The organism is Streptomyces sp. DH24, from assembly GCF_029813775.1.
In the GTDB taxonomy this organism is placed as follows: Bacteria; Actinomycetota; Actinomycetes; order Streptomycetales; family Streptomycetaceae; genus Streptomyces.
In genome coordinates this window covers 19961-38741 of the sequence record NZ_JARVKW010000041.1, presented here as the reverse complement: position 1 = coordinate 38741, position 18781 = coordinate 19961, and the positions used below count along the sequence as shown (strand labels likewise).

At 68.3% G+C, this 18781-nt stretch carries 14 protein-coding genes; 7 read left to right on the top strand and 7 right to left on the bottom strand.

From position 1 onward, the window contains the following. Positions 1 to 20: 20 nt before the first annotated feature. The 4 genes from QC282_RS26465 to eccE form a co-directional block, all read right to left on the bottom strand. Positions 21 to 1901 (bottom strand): ABC transporter substrate-binding protein, encoded by a 1881-nt coding sequence (locus QC282_RS26465; protein WP_279552077.1) that lies wholly within the window; start codon positions 1899 to 1901, stop codon positions 21 to 23. 353 nt (positions 1902 to 2254) lie between these two features. Continuing rightward, positions 2255 to 5227: an SCO5717 family growth-regulating ATPase gene (locus QC282_RS26460; RefSeq protein WP_279552076.1), complete on the bottom strand. Its 2973-nt coding sequence runs from the start codon at positions 5225 to 5227 to the stop codon at positions 2255 to 2257. A 313-nt stretch (positions 5228 to 5540) separates the two neighbouring features. Beyond that, positions 5541 to 6251, bottom strand: a complete 711-nt coding sequence (locus tag QC282_RS26455) for a hypothetical protein (RefSeq protein WP_279552093.1) — start codon at positions 6249 to 6251, stop codon at positions 5541 to 5543. Between the two features lie 65 nt (positions 6252 to 6316). Continuing rightward, entirely contained in the window at positions 6317 to 7651 is a 1335-nt protein-coding gene (gene eccE / locus QC282_RS26450) for a type VII secretion protein EccE (RefSeq protein WP_279552075.1), read from the bottom strand. A gap of 199 nt (positions 7652 to 7850) precedes the next feature. Between eccE and eccB the strand changes: the two genes are divergently transcribed. The 7 genes from eccB to QC282_RS26415 all read left to right on the top strand — a co-directional run bounded on the left by eccB (position 7851) and on the right by QC282_RS26415 (position 15071). Further along, complete coding sequence (gene eccB, locus QC282_RS26445) at positions 7851 to 9374, top strand: type VII secretion protein EccB (protein WP_279552074.1); 1524 nt, start codon at positions 7851 to 7853, stop codon at positions 9372 to 9374. A gap of 14 nt (positions 9375 to 9388) precedes the next feature. Then, positions 9389 to 10642 (top strand): type VII secretion-associated serine protease mycosin, encoded by a 1254-nt coding sequence (mycP, locus tag QC282_RS26440; protein ID WP_279552073.1) that lies wholly within the window; start codon positions 9389 to 9391, stop codon positions 10640 to 10642. A 197-nt stretch (positions 10643 to 10839) separates the two neighbouring features. Next, complete coding sequence (locus QC282_RS26435; RefSeq protein ID WP_279552072.1) at positions 10840 to 11223, top strand: hypothetical protein; 384 nt, start codon at positions 10840 to 10842, stop codon at positions 11221 to 11223. Next, a complete protein-coding gene (locus QC282_RS26430; RefSeq protein ID WP_279552071.1) occupies positions 11223 to 12908 on the top strand; it encodes a hypothetical protein in 1686 nt (561 codons plus the stop codon). Before QC282_RS26435 ends, QC282_RS26430 begins: the two co-directional genes overlap by 1 nt. A gap of 148 nt (positions 12909 to 13056) precedes the next feature. Further along, a complete protein-coding gene (locus tag QC282_RS26425; protein WP_279552092.1) occupies positions 13057 to 14208 on the top strand; it encodes a S8 family serine peptidase in 1152 nt (383 codons plus the stop codon). Between the two features lie 151 nt (positions 14209 to 14359). Beyond that, a complete protein-coding gene (locus tag QC282_RS26420; RefSeq protein WP_279552070.1) occupies positions 14360 to 14698 on the top strand; it encodes a WXG100 family type VII secretion target in 339 nt (112 codons plus the stop codon). Positions 14699 to 14774: 76 nt separating this feature from the next. Then, complete coding sequence (locus tag QC282_RS26415) at positions 14775 to 15071, top strand: WXG100 family type VII secretion target (RefSeq protein WP_279552069.1); 297 nt, start codon at positions 14775 to 14777, stop codon at positions 15069 to 15071. 153 nt (positions 15072 to 15224) lie between these two features. Here QC282_RS26415 and QC282_RS26410 read toward each other — a convergent pair whose 3' ends face one another. Genes QC282_RS26410 through QC282_RS26400 form a run of 3 tightly spaced genes read right to left on the bottom strand, consistent with a single transcriptional unit; the run spans position 15225 to position 18697 of the window. Then, positions 15225 to 15866 carry a hypothetical protein gene (locus tag QC282_RS26410; RefSeq protein WP_279552068.1) on the bottom strand — a complete coding sequence of 214 codons (642 nt, stop codon included), beginning with the start codon at positions 15864 to 15866 and terminating at the stop codon, positions 15225 to 15227. Between the two features lie 3 nt (positions 15867 to 15869). Beyond that, positions 15870 to 18179 (bottom strand): hypothetical protein, encoded by a 2310-nt coding sequence (locus QC282_RS26405; RefSeq protein WP_279552067.1) that lies wholly within the window; start codon positions 18177 to 18179, stop codon positions 15870 to 15872. Further along, positions 18179 to 18697, bottom strand: coding sequence for a hypothetical protein (locus QC282_RS26400; protein ID WP_279552066.1), 519 nt, complete (start codon positions 18695 to 18697; stop codon positions 18179 to 18181). Before QC282_RS26400 ends, QC282_RS26405 begins: the two co-directional genes overlap by 1 nt. Positions 18698 to 18781: the final 84 nt, after the last annotated feature.

Below are 18781 nucleotides of genomic sequence, written 5' to 3'. Positions count from 1 at the left end.
CCGCGGGGCGCCTGCCCGGTCTACTCGCGGTCCTCGGCGGTGGACCGGCGGCGCATCGCGACGAACACGCCGAGCCCCGCGAGGACGACGACACCCGCCACGATCCCGACCACGACCCCGGTCGAGGACGAGTCGTCAGACGAGTCGCCGGAGTCCGCCGGAACCGCCGACCACCAGCTCCAGTAGCCGTCCTGGCCGTAGATGTTGCCCGCCTTGGCCGGCATGGTGGTGATCGACTTGATCTGGTCCGTCCGGTAGGCCTCGACCGCGTTCGGGTACGCCATGACGTTCATGTACCCGAGGTCGTACAGCCGCGACTCCATCTGCTTGATGATGTCCGCCCGTTTGGCCGGATCGTATTCGGCGAGCTGCTTCGCGTAGAGCTCGTCGTACTTCTTGTCGCAGATGAAGTTGTCCGTCGCGCCGGTGTCCTTGGGCGTCGCCGGGAGCGCCGCGCAGGTGTGGATGGACATCACGAAGTCCGGGTCGGGGTTGACCGACCAGCCGTCGAAGGCCAGGTCGTACTTTCCGGCCAGCCACGGATCGGTCACGTTGTCCAGGCAGTTGAGCGTGACGCCGATGCCGAGGTCGCCCCACCACTCCTCGAGGTACTTGCCGATCGCCTTGTCGTTCGGGTCCGTGGCGTGGCACAGGATGCGGTAGTTGATCGGCTTGCCGTCCTTGCCGACGCGCTTGCCGTCACCGTTCTTCTTGTAGCCGGCCTCGTCGAGCAGCTTCGCGGCCTTGGCCGGGTCGTACGCCAGCTCCTGCTCGGCGGACGGCTCCCAGAAGTACTGCGAGAAGCGCGGCGGGATGTACCCGGCGCCCTCGACGGCGTGGCCCTGGAACACCTTGTCGATGACGGTCTTGCGGTCGACCGCCATGAACAGCGCGTTCCTGACCCGCTGGTCCAGCAGCGAGGGGTGCCCGTCGCCGAACTTCTCGCCGTTCTTCGCCTTCGCGCCCGGGTTGGTGGCCAGCGCGTAGAAACGCCGGCCGGGGGCGTCGTTGACCTTGATGTTCTTCTCGCCCTTGAGCGAGGCGGCCTGGGCGGGCGTCAGGGACGGCGAACCGGCGACGAAGGACACCTCACCCTTGCGCAGGGCGGACACGGCGGCGTCCTGGTCCTTGTAGTAGCGGAAGACCAGTTCGTCGAACTTCGGCGTGCCGCGCCAGAAGTCCTTGTTGGCCTTGAGACGCACATAGCTGTCGGCCTTGTAGCCGGTGAGCACGAACGGCCCGTTCCCGACGATCGGGAAGTCCTTGTCGTTGTTGAACTTCGAGAAGTCGTCGACCTTCTCCCACACGTGCTTGGGCACGATCGGCACGTCCAGCGCCGTCATGGTGGCCTGCGGCTTCTTCAGCTCGATGACCAGCTTGGTGGGGCTGGGCGCGGTGACCTTCTTGAAGTTCCCGACGAAGCTGCCGTTGGCGGTCGCGGCGCCCTCGTCGGTCATCATCGTGTTGAACGTCCACGCCGCGTCCTCGGCGGTGGCCTGCTTGCCGTCGGACCACTTGGAGTTGTCCCGGATGGTGTACGTCCAGGTCAGCTTGTCCGGGGACGACTCCCACTTGGTGGCCAGACCCGGGATGACGTGGTTGTCCTTGGGGTCGTAGTTCGTCAGGTACTCGTACGTCAGCCGGTGGATGCTCGTACTGAGCAGCCGCACGGCCAGGAACGGGCTGAGCGAGTCGACGCTCTGCGCCACGGCGACGGTGAGCACCTTCTTGCCGTCGTCGGCCGCCTCGGCCTGCTGCGGCGCCGGGTTGAGCGGGGTCGCGAGACCGGCGGTCAGGGCGAGCGCGGCCGCACCGGCCGCCGCCACGAGCCGGAAGCGGCGCGGAAGATTACGAGACTGCGGGCGCGGACGCCCTCTGCCGTACTGGTCGTTCTTGTCCATTGCGTCGGTGACCTCGCGTCATGGCTCGCACGGGAAGGAGGGTTGAGCGGACGGGTTGATCAGGTAGATGAGGTTGTCTATCAGCGAGTATCTGCATGCGTCAACGGCAGGTGAACCCCATGTGGCCTGCGGAAATAACGAATTGACGAGCATTTCGGGGCCCATTGGTCGAGACCACTGAAGGTGGCCTGGCCAGGGGCTGGCGCCGGTTTCGGGCACGGTGCGCCCGGTGCGAGCCCGGTGGGTGCCCGGTGTGCGCCCGGGACGGGGGCGGGATGCGCGAAGGCCCGCGCCGAGGGGATCGGCGCGGGCCTTTTTGTGTGCGTTGGTTACGGCTGTACGGGTGACCGGGGCTACTGGGACGGCGGGTTCTGGCCGGGCTGGGGCTGGTACGGCCGGCCGTAGGGCTGCCCCGGCTGCGGCTGGCCCGGGTAGGGCTGCTGGCCGGGGTGCCCGGGCTGGGGGTAACCGCCCGGCTGGGCATACGGTCCAGGCCCGCCCGGGGCCTGCTGCGGACCGCCGTACGGCTGACCCGGCGCGGGCTGGCCGGGGTACTGCCCGCCCGGCATGGGCGGGGCCGCGACCGGCGGCGGGTTGCCGTCGGAGGTCCACAGACCGTGGGCCTGCTGGTGGCGGACGAAGTCCTCGGCGACCATCGCCGCGAGGTTGAAGTACGCCTCCCGCACCTTCGGCCGCATCATGTCCAGGTCGACCTCGGCGCCCGCGGCCAGATGCTCGTCGAAGGGGACGACGACCACGCCGCGGCAGCGCGTCTCGAAGTGGGACACGATGTCCTCCACCTTGATCATCTTGCCGGTCTCGCGGACCCCGGAGATGACGGTGAGGGAGCGCGAGACGAGATCGGCGTACCCGTGCGCGGACAGCCAGTCCAGCGTCGTACTGGCGCTGGAGGCACCGTCCACGGACGGGGTGGAGATGATGATGAGCTGGTCGGCGAGGTCCAGCACACCGCGCATGGCGCTGTAGAGCAGACCCGTGCCCGAGTCGGTGAGGATGATCGGGTACTGCTTGCCGAGCACGTCGATCGCGCGCCGGTAGTCCTCGTCGTTGAAGGTCGTCGAGACGGCCGGGTCGACGTCGTTGGCGATGATCTCCAGCCCGGAGGCCGCCTGCGAGGTGAACCGCCGGATGTCCATGTACGAGTTGAGGTACGGGATCGCCTGGACGAGGTCACGGATGGTGGCCCCGGTCTCGCGCCGCACCCGGCGGCCGAGCGTGCCGGCGTCCGGGTTGGCGTCGATCGCCAGGATCTTGTCCTGCCGCTCGCTGGCGAGGGTGGAGCCGAGGGCCGTGGTCGTGGTCGTCTTGCCGACGCCGCCCTTGAGGCTGATGACGGCGATGCGGTAGCAGGACAGCACCGGTGTGCGGATCAGCTCCAGCTTCCGCAGCCGCTCGGCCTCCTCCTTCTTGCCGCCCAGCTTGAACCGCGAACCACCGGCCGCCGGGCGGCTGCTCTTCGCCTTCTGCTTCTTGTTGTTGAGCAGCCGGTCGGACGACAGCTCGACCGCGGCGGTGTAACCGAGCGGCGCGGCACCGGGGTTGGTCGGCTGCCGCTGGTCGTGCTGGACGGCCTGCGGCCAGGCGGCACCGGTCCGGGGGTCGACGGGCGGCTGCGGGGGCTGACCCGGCTGCCCGTGCCCGGCGTGCGGCGGCCGGCCGGGCTGCCCCGGCTGCGGGCTCTGGGGGCCCTGGGGCTGGGCCTGCGGGGGGATACCGGGCTGACCGTGGCCGGGTCCCGGCTGCCCCGGCTGCCCCGGCTGGGCGGGGGGCTGCGGGAAGCCGTAGCCGCCGGCCTGCGGGGTGGGGTGGGGGAAGCCGTAGCCGGCCTGGGGGTCGGGAGTGCCGGGAGTGCCGGGACCGCCCGGCTGGGGGAAGCCGTAGCCGCCTTGCGGGTCGGGGCTGCCGGGGGCGCCGGGCTGCGGGAAGCCGTACCCCGCCTGCGGGGCGGTGGCAGGAGCCGTCGGCGGTGCGGCGGGCGGGTTCTGCCACGCGGCGGGCGCGGGCTGCGGAGCCTGCGGCTGGTAGGCGGGCTGCGCCGGAGCGGCCGACTGCCCCTGCGGAGGCACGCCGGGCTGCCCGGCCTGCGCCTGGTCCTGCTGGGCGGGCGGCTGCGGGAACCCGTACCCACCGGCCTGCGGGGCCTGGGGCTGCGCCGGCCACTGACCCCCGGGCGCGGGCGCTGCGGGCTGGTAGGAGGGCGGCAGAGGCGGCACGGCGTCCGGCGCGGGCGGGACGGGCGCCGAGGGGGCGGATGCCGAAGGGGCGGCGTCCCGGGGAGCTTCGGCGGGGGCCTGGTCGTCGGGGTCGACGGCCTCGCCGGCGTCGGAGGAGGGGGACGCGGTGGACTTGGCGTCGTCGCCGGCGTCGGTGTCGGCCTCCGGAGCGGCGGGAGGCGTGTCGGTGGCGGTGTCGGTCTCGGAGTTCTGATCCCGGGTGTCCGCGGTGTCCGCGGTGTCCGAGGTGTCGGCGGTGTCCGTGGCGCCCGTGACATCCGTGGCGTCCTGGGCGTCGCTCTCCGCGGTCGGGCCGGCATCGCCCGCGCCGCCGAACGACGCGTCGCTGCCGAACACCGCACCGAGCGGGGCGTCGTCGTCCCGGCGGTCGTCGACGCGACTGTCGCCGACGCCGGAGTCGTCGTGGGACGTGTCTCCTCCGGCGGCCGTGCCGGAGGCGGCCACGTCGTCCGTGCTGTCGGTGGACCCCGGCCGCGCCCCGGCCTCGGCGGCGCGCTCGGCGATCTCCCGCTTCAGCGCGCCGGCGGAGAACCGCATGGTCGCGCCGCTCTCCAGGTCACCGCTGCCCGACTCGGAGGCCGCGGTGGCGGACGTGCCCGGCGCCCCTGGGGCACCGGCACCCTCGAACCCGGGCCGGACGGGCGCCTGCGGCTCGAACCCGCTGCCGACCGGAAGCCCCGGCACCGCGACCGGACCGCCCACGGGCGGCGGAGGCGGGGCGTAGGGGGCGGTGGGCGACGGGGGAGTGACGGGCGCCTGCGGTGCGGGAGGGGCCGCAGGCGTGCTCGCGGCGTCCACCGGCGTGGCGGCCTGCGGCGGCGGAGGCGGGGAGTCGGGAGTGGCCGGCGGCGGGGCCACCGGCTCGTCCGGCGCGGGAGGCGCGGGCGCGGCGGGAGGCGGCGCGGGGGTGCCGGACGACGCCGAACCCCCGGAGGTGTTCTGCGTGTACCAGGCCGGTGGCGCGTAGTCGATGGTGAACTCTCCGGTCGCCTCCACGGCCGATTCCACGTCGGGCTGGTCATCGCCGGGTGTTGCCCAGCCCCCGCGGTTCCCGTCCCGATCGCTGCTCACAGTTCCTCCTGGTGTGGTCGAGCACCCTCATGCCGTGCCGGGGCGCCCTTTGCTCGTCGTCCGCGTCGGCCGAGTCGCCCGAAGCCGTACGAATTCGCCCGAGGTCGTCCGAAGTACTGGTTCCCCCTGGGACGCCGACGCCGGGTCCACGGGTTCAGACGTCGCGCCCGATCCCAGCCTAATCATCCGGGCCCCACCCCCGTCAGGCCCGCCCGCCCCCGCTCTCCGGCACCTAACGCCACAACCCGGGCGAAAGGGGCGCCTCTTCGTGATGTGGGGGCGCACACATCGCGCGTGCGCTCCGGGGGATGCGTCAATCCATGCGGCGGGGGGTGCCGAGGAGACCGATCTCGGCGTCCGTGGGCTGGGTCGTCACGTACTGCCGGTCGCGGTCCGCGCACCACAGCGTGACCCCGTCCGGCAGCGTCGGCAGCGAACCGGAGACGGCCTGCGGCAGCGCCATCGTGCGGCCCAGCTCCGCCGCCTCGTCCGGCGAGATCCGCTGCACGCCCACGAGACGCGCCTGCCGTATCAGCCGGGGGGCCACCGGGCTCAGGTACGGCAGCAGGGTCAGCACCGACTGCCACGGGCCCGAGGCGACCCGTCCACGGGGCGGACGCATCCCGCAGTCCCGGATCACGAGCACCGGCGTCCCGGCGGACGTGCCCTGCGGCGGCACGCGGCCGACGTCGTACACCGCCAGTCCGTTCTGACCGCCGCCCATGGCGTGCACCATCTGCATCCAGGACTGCGGCCGGCCCGTCTCCACCGCCACCCGCGCCCCCGTCGCCGCCGCCCGGAGGGCGATGACCTGCGCGGTCCACAGGCCCCCGATGAAGACGACGTCGTACGGGGTGGGCCGGTTGAGCCCGAGCACGGCGGGCTGCCCCTCGGAGTCGACGCCGATGACCACGCCGTCGTCCCCGATGGGCAGAGCGAGCGCGTCCAGCTGGTCGGCGGACACCGCGTGCCGCCCGTGCCGGGGGCCGAGCAGCCCCGCGCCCTTGCGCGCCCACTCCCGCACGCGCCCACCGGGGGCGGCCGGGGTGTCCGGCGTCGCGCCCGGCCGCGCGACCTGTCCGGTCGTCGTCACCTGGCACCTCCGAGGGGCAGGGTGGCGAGGATGCCGGGCACCTGTTCACGGTCCAGCCGGGACAGCGCCAGGCCGCCCTGGCGCGCGGCGGTCTGCAACGCCTGCCGCGCCTCGACCAGTTCGTTGTCACTGCGCCCGGTCACCCGCACATGGGCGCTGACCGAGACGTCCTGCCGGTCGCCCGGCGCGAGGGTGAGGCTGAAGGTCGTGGCGAGGGCGGGGACGGCGGTCATCCGGGCGACGAGCTGCGGCAGCGAGGGCCCGTCTTCGCCCAGCGCGGGCCAGCGGCGCACCCAGTACGTCGTGTGCCGGCGGTTGTCGCAGCGCCAACTGCGGGTCGACTCCTCGGTTCTCCGCTCCGGCGTCCCCGTCCGGCCCGCCTCCGCCGTCACCAGGGGGTTGGCGCAGGCCGACGTGGCGAGGGCGGCCGTCAGCTCCTCCTCGTCGAGGAGCGTCACCCGGAACCCCGCGCCCGTCAGCCGGCTCGCGAGGTGGTCCGCGGCACGCACGACGCACTTCTGCGCCCCCACGAGCCCGCCTCCGCGCGCGGCCACCGCGTCCGCGCACAGCTCGGGGTCGAGCTTCAGCGCGATCCACGTGATGCGCACGGCGGGCGCGCCGGTCAGCTCCTGCAGCGGCTGGTAGTTGGCGACGGCCACGGACTGCCGCGGCAGGTGCAGCGCCGGCGCCGGCTGGGTGTGCAGCACGATCTGGGCCGACTCCAGCCGGATCGCGTCCACTTCGAGGGCGTCCCGCACCAACCCGAGGGGCAGCGGCTGCCGGCTGCGCTCGGCCCGCAGCGCCGTGGTGTCGGCCTCCACCTGCAGAACCGCGGTGACGAACGTGCCGTCCCCGACCAGGCCGACGGGGCGCCGGTCGCGTCCCGCGTACGTGTAGGTCCGCAGGCTCGGATCGCACTCCAGCGCCGGGGCCAGGGCGGGCTCGGTGCCGGGCGGCAGCGGTGCGTCACCGGCCTGCCGCTGCCGCGCGCGCAGGGCCCGCGCCGCCGAGAACCACTCCGGCAGCGAGCGCCCGCGACGGCGGACGAAGGACACCGCGACGAGGGCGACGGCAAGCACGGAAGCGGCGATCAGGGCCACCGGCCCGATCGCCCGGCCGACCAGCAGAGCGGCGGCCGCGATCTCCAGCAGCACCAGGCGTTGCAAACGAAACGCGCCACCCTGGCGGGAACGCGACGAGAGATGGAACGAGATCGGCCCCCGGGGCGACGTGTCCGGCGCCGTCGGCCGCTGCCCGGCGCCCGTCCGGGACGCCGGGGAGCCCCGTCCCCGCGACCGGTCACGCGACCGGGTACGCGTTCCGGAAGTCATCACTCCGTCCCCCCGACTTGCTCACGACTCGCCGCTGTTCCAGCACCACACAAGGCACTTGAAGGCCCAGGCACCCTACCCGCTCCGCAAGTCCCTCGTGATACACGGCATAGTAGAGGGCTGGTCCGACATCGGCAGGGCGGGGGACGGCGTCACCCCGTGCGTGGCCACGGCAGAACACGGGGAGAGACAAGCACACATGGCATCTCGGCGGGACCAGCTCAATGCCTACACCTTCGCGAAGCGCCGCCTGCTCGCGGCCTTCCTGCAGTCGCCCCCGGCCGGATCGGAGGAGGGCGCTCCCCGGCCGCTCCGTGCGGTGGTGCCCGGCACCATCGTGGGCGTGGTGGTGATGGCCGTCTTCGGAGCGTGGGGCATGTTCAAGCCGACCGCGCCGAAGGGCTGGGACGAACCCAACGAGAAGGTGATCGTCGCCAGCAAGTCCACCACCCGTTACGTCGTCCTCAGGACCGACGGAGAGGTGCAGCTGCACCCGGTCCTCAACATGGCGTCCGCCAAACTGCTCCTGAACGACGGACAGGGCGAGGTCGTCACCGTCTCCGAGAAGGTCCTGGACAGCGGCAGGATCCCGCACGGCGTGACGATCGGCATCCCGTACGCCCCCGACCGCCTTCCCTCGGCGTCCGAGGCGGGCAGCCGCAAGCGCTGGGTGGTGTGCGAGCGCCCGAGCGCCGGCGGCGGCTCCGTGCAGAAGGCCGCACTCGTCCTCGACGACCGCGACATGAAGCAGACCGAGGGCAGGGAACGGTTGCGCGGCGGTCAACTCCTCTACGTCACCGACCCGGACGGCAAGCGGTACGTCGTGGACAGGGCCGGCTGGTCGTACGCGGTCGACGGCGACGACGAACTGCTCCTGAGGGCCGTCGTCGGCTCCGACCGCAAGCCGCAGCAGGTGTCGAAGGAGTGGCTCGCGACCCTCCACGGGGGTGACCCCATCACCTTCCCGTCCCTCGACGCCGAGCCCGGCACACCGGCCGGCGCGCCCGGTCAGCTCGACGAGACGACCAACCGGGTGGGAACGGTCCTCAAGGCGTTCGACAACAACAGGGAGCAGCACTACGTCGTCCTGCCCGGACGCGTCGCGCCGATCTCCGCCTTCGTGGCCCAACTTCTGCTGTTCAGCGAGGATCTGGCGGACCTCAAGCAGGCGGGCAAGGCACGCGAGACGAGCCCCGGCGCGATCGTCCCCGGCAAGCCCTTCGGTACCGAGCACCGCTGGCCGACCGGCGACCCCGTACCCGTCAACGACACCACGGGCACCGAGGGCGGACGCAGCACGGTCTGCAACGTCCTGCTCGGCGTCGACGAGAACTCCGGTGCCACGACCCTGAGCACCTGGGCGGGCACGGACTTCCCGGCCAGGCTCGCCACCGGTTCCTCCAGCGCGTACGTCACGCCCGGCTCCGGCCAGCTCTACCGCCAGTTCCAGGGCACGGAGACCACGGCGGGCCCGGTCTTCCTCGTCACCGACACCGGGCTGCGCTACGTCCTGCAGTCCAACGCGGACAGTGCCACGGACGACGCGGGAATCGGGATGTCGCAGAAGCAGCGCGAGCAACAGCAGCAGGAGGCCAAGCAGGCTCAGACGCGGCTGGGTTACGCCGACGTCGCCCCGGCGCCGATTCCCGCGGCCTGGTCGGAGTTCCTGCCCACGGGCCCCCGCCTGTCGACGGCCGCGGCACGCCAGCCGCAGGGCTCCTGAGAGGAGGGACGTTCATGCCACGCCCGTACCGCGTCGCCGCATGTCTTCTGGCGGCAACGGCAACCCTGGCCGCGACGAACGCGGCCTTCGCGACACCCGCCACCGCGGCCGATCCCCCCTACTCGGACGAGTGCTCGTTCCCGAACGGCAAGTACCCGGGCCGCCCTTGGGCCCTGCAGCGAGTTCTGCTGGACCAACTGTGGAGCCGCACCAGGGGCAAGGGCGTACGGGTCGCCGTCATCGACACCGGTGTGGACGTGAAGAACCCACAACTCACCGACGCGGTCGATGTGGAGAGCGGGCGCAACCTGCTGCCCAAGAACCTCAAGGACAAGGACGGCAACCCGATCGAGCGGGGCAACGAGAGGGGCACGACCGACACCGTCGGACACGGCACCAAGGTCGCGGGCATCATCGCGGCCCGGCCCGCCAAGGGCACCGGCTTCGTGGGCCTCGCGCCCGAGGCGACGATCATCCCTATCCAGCAGAACGACGCGGAGGGGAACGGCTCCGTCGAGACGTTGATCGATGCGATCCAGCACGCCGTCGCGGCCGGAGGCGAGGTCATCAACATCTCCCAGGACACGTCGAACGCGGTAAAGCCCGACCCGGCCCTGGAACAGGCCGTCAACGAAACCCTGGACAGGGGAATCGTCGTCGTGGCCTCCGCAGGCAACAACGGCGCCGACGGCCAGAGCAAGAAGACCTACCCGGCCTCCTACGACGGGGTCCTCGCGGTCGCCTCCTCGGACCGCAACAACGAGCGTGCCTCCTTCTCCCAGTCCGGCGACTTCGTGGACGTCGCCGCTCCCGGCGTCGACATGATCTCCACGGTGCCCGGCGGCGGCCACTGCTCCGACAACGGCACGAGCTTCTCGGCCCCGTACGTCGCCGGCGTCGCGGCGCTGCTCAAGGCGGAGCACCCGCGGTGGACGGCACGCCAGATCGCCGCGCAGATCGCGCAGACCGCGGAGCGGACGACCGCCGGCCACGACCGCCTGGTCGGCTGGGGAGTCGTCGACCCGGTACGCGCGTTGACAGAGGACGATCACCCGATCGAGTCACCGGACCCCCGCGAGGGCATGCCCCGGGCGGAGGCCCCGGAACCGGCCGCCTTCCAACTGGGCGAGACCCCGGACGAGCGCAACGCCCGCCTGGGCACGTACGTGGCCGTGGGCGCGGCCGCCCTGGTGGCGGGACTCGGGGGAGTGGCGGTGACGGTGCGGGATGCGCGGAGGCGGGCGCGCCGCAGTGCGGCTGACGGATGACGATGCTTCGATGACGGCCGGCCCGGCTGTCTCATAAGGCAGTTGGGAGTGTCACAGGCAGTCATTACAGTGGTTGTGTCGCGATCGCTAACGCTTGAGAGACAGGGGGCCGCCCGGGAAGGGCGGCGCAACGGGGGAGGACAAGCTTCGTGCTTCCGGCAGACACGGGGGGCGCCGCCGACGTACGGCGCGGTTTGATGGCGCTTTCAACTTTCAAGAAGCGCGTGGACGATCTCCTCACCGCTTTCGAGGAGTCGGCGGGCGGTTCGTCGAAGGTGGCCAGACACCGCCTGTCGGAGGCCGCGTTCGGCTCGGGAAGGTTCCCGGAAGCGAAGGCGCTGCACCTGGAGTACGAGCGCGTCCACGAACGCATCACGGCACTCTCCAAGCTGCTCAGCCTTCAGATGGAGGCGATGCAGATCGCCGTCCACGGCGTGGACGTCACCTTCGACAACCTCGAAGACGAACAGCGCTACCGCTTCCACGAGATCCGCACCGAGGTCAACCAGAGGCGGGACAAGGCGCTGCAAGAAGAGATCCGGCGCGACAACGACGCCGATCGCACCGACGCGGGGTACTGATGAGCGGGGACGAGAACAAGCCGAATCCTCATGCGGCGGAGCGGCAGGAGGCCAACAAGCAGAACGGCAGCATCGACGGCATTGCAGACATCACCTCTGCGGTGAATCCGTTCGGTTCCGCCCCCATCCGAGGTTTTCATTTCGGCAAGACCAGCTTCGAGGGCTACGACCTCAACGAAATGATCGACATCGTCGAGTCCGCCAGCCCCGAGCTCCTGGAGAGCGCGGCCACGGCACTCGTCGACGCCCGCGACGCCATCAAGGAAGCCGCCGACGAACTCAAGACCAACCTGGGCGAGGTCGACTGGGAGGGCGAGGCACACGGCGCCTTCTACAAGTGGGGCCAGAGCCTGGTCACCACCGCCCACGACCTCGCCGGCTACGCCGACGTCGTGGGCACACAGATCCTGGCCGCGGGTTCGGGCCTCGCCTCCGTACGCAAGTCGATGCCACCGCGCGACAACCGTTCCGACCGCAAGACGGTGGACGACATCCCCGAATCGAAGCGCGTCGAGAGCAACGACGAGTACGCGGCGGCGCTGAAGGCGGAGAAACACCGCCAGGAAGCCATCAACCAGATGTACCGGCTGGCGTCCTTCTACGCGGTGTCGCAGGGCACGATGACCAAGGCGGAGGAGCCGGTCTTTCCTAAGATGCCGGATGTGGGGGTTCCACAGCCGAAGGAGTGGATCGGGGCGGAGCCTTTTCCTGGTCCCGGGCAGACGGGCTCGCTGACCGGCACGAGGCACTCGGAAACGGCGCGTCACCCTTCGGTGGCGGGCTCGGCCGAGCGGCCGCAGCCTGATGCACTTCTGCCATCTGCAAAAGAGTTGGACGATTCCGGCAGTCGCCCCGGCCGACATGTTGGTACGGAGATCGACAGTGTCGGTACGTTGCCGCCACAGGAGACAGCGAAGCCGACGCCTGCCGCGCCTCCGTCGACTCCGAGCCCCAACGCGCCGTCAGTGACGGGGCCGCCCCCTCTGCCGCCCGCTGCAGCACCATCCGTCTCGCGCGGCGGAACCGGGCGCACGCCAAGGTTCAACGGTGTGCCGGGGTTCAAGAGCGCCACTCCAGCGCCGGGGCATGGCGGAGCTACGCACCCTGCCACCCCAGCAGGCCGCACGGGAACCACACCCCCGGGGTCGGCAGGGCGTGCCACAGCGACAGGAGCGGTCCCCATGGGGCGAGGCATGGTCGGAGGGGCGCCGAACTCCGGGGGACCGGCGCCCCGGCAGACCGGCGGTGCTTCACGCGTTCCTGCCAACGGCTCCGGCGCCCCCAACCCCGGGCGCACCGGCGTGGGGCGTGCCACGAACGGCGTTGTCGGTGGAAAGCCCATCCCCGGAAATGCCCCTGGCGCCGGCGGTAACCGGGTGCCGCGTGGCACCGTCATCGGCGGTGAGAACATGCCCGTCCCACGTCCCACGGGGGACAGGCCCGGTCAACGGGGAGTGATCGGAGCCCCGAGCTCCACGACGGGCGTCGGACAGGCCGCTCGCCGCTCCGTCGCCCGCCCTGACGGCGTGGTGGGCACGCCGAACGGCCGAACCTCTGCCACCAGGAACAACGGACACACATCCGGCGGAATCGGAGGCACCTCCGGCGCTGCGAGTCAGCAAACCTCTGGCGATGCGAGGGCACGCCGTGAGGACCGACGCGATGGCGCGTCGTCGACCGACTGATCAGACAAGAGCGAGGACAGGCAGAGGCATGGGGCCAAGGAACAGTCGATGCGGTGGGTGGAGCGTGCCCTTCGCAGGACGAGACGTGAGACGGGTGTCCGCCGCCTGTGTGGTGCTCGGTGCCCTGGCTGCGTTCGCGACGGGCCCGATGTCGAGCGCGGCAGCCGCAGACGTTCAGTCCCAGCAGTGGTACTTGTCGGCGATGAAGGCCGATGACATGTGGACGGTGAGCACCGGAAAGGGCGTCGAAGTTGCCGTCATCGATACCGGAGTCAACCCTGACACGCCCTCTCTCAGAGGGCAGGTGACTGCCGAGGACGTACCCCCGTCCGTGGCGCATGGCGCGACAGAGGACTACGACGGTCACGGAACCACCATGGCGGAGCTGATCGCCGGCACGGGTGCCGGCGGCGGTCTCAAAGGACTTGCTCCAGGAGCGAAGATCGTTCCGTACCGGATCAAACTCGATGGGCTGATGGACGAAGCGCAGAGGAAGAACACCGCGACCTCGGCGCAGGCGATCAGGGCCGCTGCTGACAGCGACGCCAAGATCATCAACATGTCGTTCGGCAGTCCCGGTGACGACGCCGAGGAAAGAGCGGCGATTGAGTACGCTCAATCCAAGGGAAAGCTGATGTTCGCCGGAGTCGGTAACGGCGGAGAGAAAAGCGGCCTCATCGACTATCCGGCTGCCTATCCCTACGTGGTCGGAGTGGCAGCATCAGACCGGAACGGCAGCGTTACAAAGTTCTCTGATCACGGAAACTACGTGGATCTGGCATCTCCCGGTTTGAATATTCCGAGTTGGTGCGACAAGACGTTCCGTTCATACTGCACAGGCAGGGGCACCAGCCATGCTTCCGCCATCGCCTCCGCCTCCGCCGCCCTCATCTGGTCCGCCCACCCCGACTGGACGGCCAACCAGGTCCTCGCCAGCCTGATCGACACCGCCGGACGGGACTGGGCGAGGGACGACCCGAGCACGTACCTCGGATACGGGCTCATCCGCCCGCGGAAAGTGCTGGAGGACGACACCTACACTCCCGTTCCGGCCGACACCGACCCTCTCGCGGTGGAGAATTCGGTGGGTGTCACGGACAAGGAGGGAAACCCGGCCTTGTCGTCTCCGCCCGCCTCGCCCCAGCCCGGGAAGGGCACATCAGGCAGCCAGGCCGCGGCGGCAGACACCGGTTCCGACACGTCGGACAGCATGATCTGGGCAGCCATCGGAGCCGCCGCGGCAGTTCTGGTGGCTGGAGGCGGAGTCTTCGCCTACCTCCGTTCGCGACGCGGCGCGTGACACCTCGTCAGAACTGACCAGCCACGCAGGGCTGTCCGACGCGTCCGGCAGCACCCTCCGAATGCCCAACCGGGCAGCGCAGCACCACCCGGTGATGCGAACCGATCCACAACTCTCACGATCCACAACTCTCATGAAGGGGAAGTGCTAAATGGCCACGGGTCGCGAATTCGACGACACTCATGCACAGAAGCTCAAGACGGAAATCATCGACCGGTACGACGGAATCCGAGGCACGCTCGCGCAACTGCAGGGCACCATCGACATGATCGAGAAGGCCTGGCAGGGCGAGGGCGCAAACGCGTTCAACAAGAAGCAGACGGAAATCAACTCCCACATGGTCGAAATCGGGAAGATGCTGCAGGACTTCCTTGAGGGCGTCCAGTTGAACACGCGGGACAAGAACACGCTCGAAGACCAGATCAAGGCCGACATGGCCAGCATCTCGGTGGACCTGGGCGGCAAGACCTCGGCCCTGAACAGCTACTGATGAGTGACAGCCCCGAGACACAGAGTCTGTCGGGGCGGACAAGCTCGGCTCGAAACGTCAAGGAAATGAGGTACGAATGGACGTCCACTACGGCAAACTCGCCGTCAACTATGGTGCCATGGACGCACTCGCCACGGAGCTCGGCAACAATGCCAAGAAGCTCGAGGAGGAGCTCGAGGCGCTGAAGGCGGCTGTGCTCAACGTGTCCGGCGGCTGGGCCGGTGAGGCGCACGACGCGTTCGCCAAGAAGGCGCACATCTGGGACAACCACGCCAGGGCCATCCACGAGGCGCTGCTCAACATCGGAAAGCGGGTCCACGCGGCCGGCGGTGACTACCGGGGCGGCGACCTGAAGGGCGCCAGCTACTTCTAGCGGCCGCAGGGAGCCGCGGTCTCCGGCACAGGGTGGGCACGCACGGGAGGTGCCCACCCTGTTCTGCTGTTTTTGGGTCGCCAGCCCCGCCTGACGACTCTATCTGCTCTTGCAGGCTGACCGTCTGAGCTGAGGGTGAAGTTCCGTCTATTTCTAGCCGACGTTCAGCTTCAAAGGGATGTTGCACTTTGCGGCTTTCACTGCATATGTTGCTGAACTCTTCACGAGTTCAATCAGATGGGCCCGCGCCGTTGTGTTCTCAACGTCGCCAGCTTTCTTCAATTCGACGGAAATGCTGAGATTGTACGCCCCGCCGGGAATCTTCCCTTTCCCTGTACATGCGATGGAAGCTGCTGCGAATCGGCTAGAGGCTGAGGCTGAGTCGCCAAAAGAGAAGGGGTGAAGAGTTGTTACTGATTCACGGTCGGCAGCCGTCCCCTTCACCCATGCAACCCAGTTTTCCGGTGATTCTTTCTGGATCAGGACAGCCTTGGCGGTGAGTAGTTGATCGCCGTCACCGGAGGCGAAGCACGAGGACTCGTACGACGAGTCTGAATCGTCGAGGCGTGGGTTTACTTGGTGATCAAATGAATACGAAGACGCGTCAGGAAGAACTTCGTTCAAGGCGTCAACGGAATGTGAGGAGCGCCCAAGTGGGGGGCAGATGTCGGTTGCCTCAACTTCCGCTTGGTTTTTGAAAGGCGAGAGGTTGGCGGCGTAGAGGATCCCCGTAGCAACTGCCAGTGCCACGAGAGTTCCGACGGTGAGAGAGATCTTGGCGCGGGAAGTCTTCAATGGTCAGTCCTCCGAGTCGAGTGCGCGGGGGATGCCTTCCCCTTCAAAATAGTCATGAATCTTGGTTCGGGCGCTGTCGAAGCCACTTTCAGCGGCTGTTCCGACGGAGGCCACGATGAGCGGATACTGGTTGCCGGTGTTTTCCCCCGCCTTCTGGGCTGCAGCTTCAACTGCGACGTAGGTGGAGGCTTTTGTGTCTTGGAATTCTGTTCCATTGCGGTACACGACATCACCAGAGCTGTCCTTGAGTGAACCCTCAATGATGGAACCGATGATTTCATCGGCTGCCGTCCCGGCAACCCCGCCGACAATCACTCCACCTGGTCCCGTCGCCGGGGTTGCGGCCAAACCGATACCGATTCCGACAACGGTGCCGCCCCATGTTTCCACCTTCTCCAGCGTCGCGTTGTACTCGGCGTCCTTTTCCGCTCCTTCGAGCTCACTTTCGTATGCCCGTCCCGCGCCGATAAAACCTTCGATCTGTCCAGCGGTCCTGGCGACATGCTCGATCGCCTGCTTCAACCTGTCTTCTTTTGGGAACGCCGGATCTGGGGCGTATGCGTCTGGATTATCGAAATGATGGTGCATCAAGTGGGTCGTATAGCTCTGCTGGCCGAGATTGACTGCTGCGTACCCTTCAGGGTTTCGTCCCACAGTGTAGAGGAAGCGGGTAAGGTCGGCCTCGCCAAGTCGAGCTGCCGTCCCAGCAATAGGGAAGAGCTCACCTTCTCCCTTACTACCTGGATGTAGTCCACGATGGATATCTGGCATGTATTCTGCAGCGATCTGCCCCATACTGTCTGACATGTATTCGTGGTCGGTCAGTCGCGCAGGTTTCTCGGAGACGGAACTCACAAGGCTCTCCACCAGCAGTGCCTGGGCTGCGGTGTGTGGCGGTGTATCCGCCGTCGGCTCTTCGCCTGCCGGATGCCCTGTGGCAGCCGCCTCCAACGCCAGAGCCATGTAGTTGCGACCGGCAATGCTGGTTTCGCCCTCGTCATCCAAGTCCTCGGGCCAGTCCCGTTCCTCGAAGAAGTACTCGAAGTTGGAAAGGGTCCTCTTGACTTCCTTGCCGTCGACCTTTTCCGTGAAGTCGTGCTTTTCGTCTTTGGTGACGAACGTGTCGTTGAAGAACGTTGTCGCGGCGTCCGGGCTGTTGGAGAGCGCCTTCAAGTAGCCCGTCGTGGGGTCCCAACCCGAGTCGGTCGCGGTGCGGTTGAGGAGGGAGTCCGAGGCGATGCGGTTCCAGGCTCCGTGTGTGCCGTTGCCGGTAAACTTTTTTTCGGCATCAACGAGTTTCTCGCCATACTGGACGAGAAAGTGATCGTCATAGTTTCCCCATCGCATCAGATTGCTCATCACCTGTCCGCCCAGAGGGAAACCACCTCCCTGGCCGACAGGCTTGTCGGCCAGGTCCACCATCTTGGTCTTCCAATCGATCATGGCGGCGGAATCGCTCTGGGTCGCGGTCGCCAGCGTCAGGCTCAGATTCTTCTGAAGCTCGGCGTATTTCTCGCTCCGCTCGCTCCCCACGCCGTAGGCGCGGTGCGGGTCGGTGAGCCCGGTCCAGAAGTCCAAAGTGCCCTGGGCGCCGAGGCGGCCGGCGAATCTGTCCGCGAAGAGCTCGTCGTTCGCATACTCCTTGAGACCTTTGTTCAGGTGATCGAAGTCGCGGGCCGTGAGATCCTCGGGCTTCTTCTTTGCCAGCTCGGCCAGTTCGTTCGCTGTCCTGACGGCGCGGTCCGCCTCGTCACGGTCACTGTAAACCGGCGCGTCGGAGAATCCGACCTTGGTCTGGTCGACCAGGGCGCGCAGCACGGTATTTGCGGAATTGTCACGTTTCGCGGCATCGTCGAGGATCTTTTGAACTTCGTCGCGCAGTGCAGTGACGTCGCTCTGGTTGTGTTCGGGAACTGTCGTCCCCTTAGCTGCGCGGTCGGGATGGACGTTCATGGTGACGGTGAATCCGCCGTTCCCCGTCGGCGTGACCGTCAGATTCTTTTTGAGGCCGCGCTCGATGGCATCCTTGAGCTTGGTCTGATACCCCTTCAGCTCTGAGCATGTGTCGCGCAGAATGTTTCGAATCGACCTTGCTTGGTTGAGGGCATCTTTGAACTCTTCGGCGGTCTTGCCGATAAACTGTCTTGAAACAGCGGCGTTCACGCCGGACCAGTTCGCCTTGTTGGCCGAACGGCGGAGACCATTGTCCGCGGACTTTTCGAGGGTTTCGAGGTCCCGGATCATAGTGGACCAGTCGTCCACGGCGTCATCGAGAGGGCCAAAGTTGGCGAATCGGAGAGCGTCGAGGTCCATCAGTCGGCCTTCTTCTTGCTGTCGTTCTTGTCGCCGTACACGTTGTTCCTCTCACCGGGCGGGCCAACGCGTTCGTCGAAGCCTCCGTCCAGTAGGTCGATGCTGCTCATCTGCCGTCGGATGTACTCGTCGTCACCGGAGTGGATCTTCTTGGTGACGCGCATGTGGTTCGAGATGTGCGCGCAAGCGTCACGGAGGGAGGACAACTGCTCGTCCCAGCGTGTCGCTACGTGCTGCAGGCCTCCACCGAGCGCGAAGCCGTCCTTGGACAGCTTTCCGGCGGCTGTCTCGCTGGAGGGAACGGCTCTGCGGGCCTTGTCCCAGAGGTCGTTGTAGAGACTGAAGGCGTGTTCACCGATTTTCGCGAGATCGCTCTGGCTGACTGTCAGATCGCCGTACTTGCTCGGAGTTCCGGTAACGCCGCCACCACCGCCGTCGACCTGGTTCAACTGCATTTGCGTTGTCGGCTCCCGAGCTGCCGCCTCGGCCTTCAGCTGATTCCACTCTTCCCACGCCACGCGTGAACTCCTTCCCCCGTCAACTGACGAGCGTTCTGAACCACCCACTGACAGAGCCACTTGTGCGGCACCCCATACAGTCGA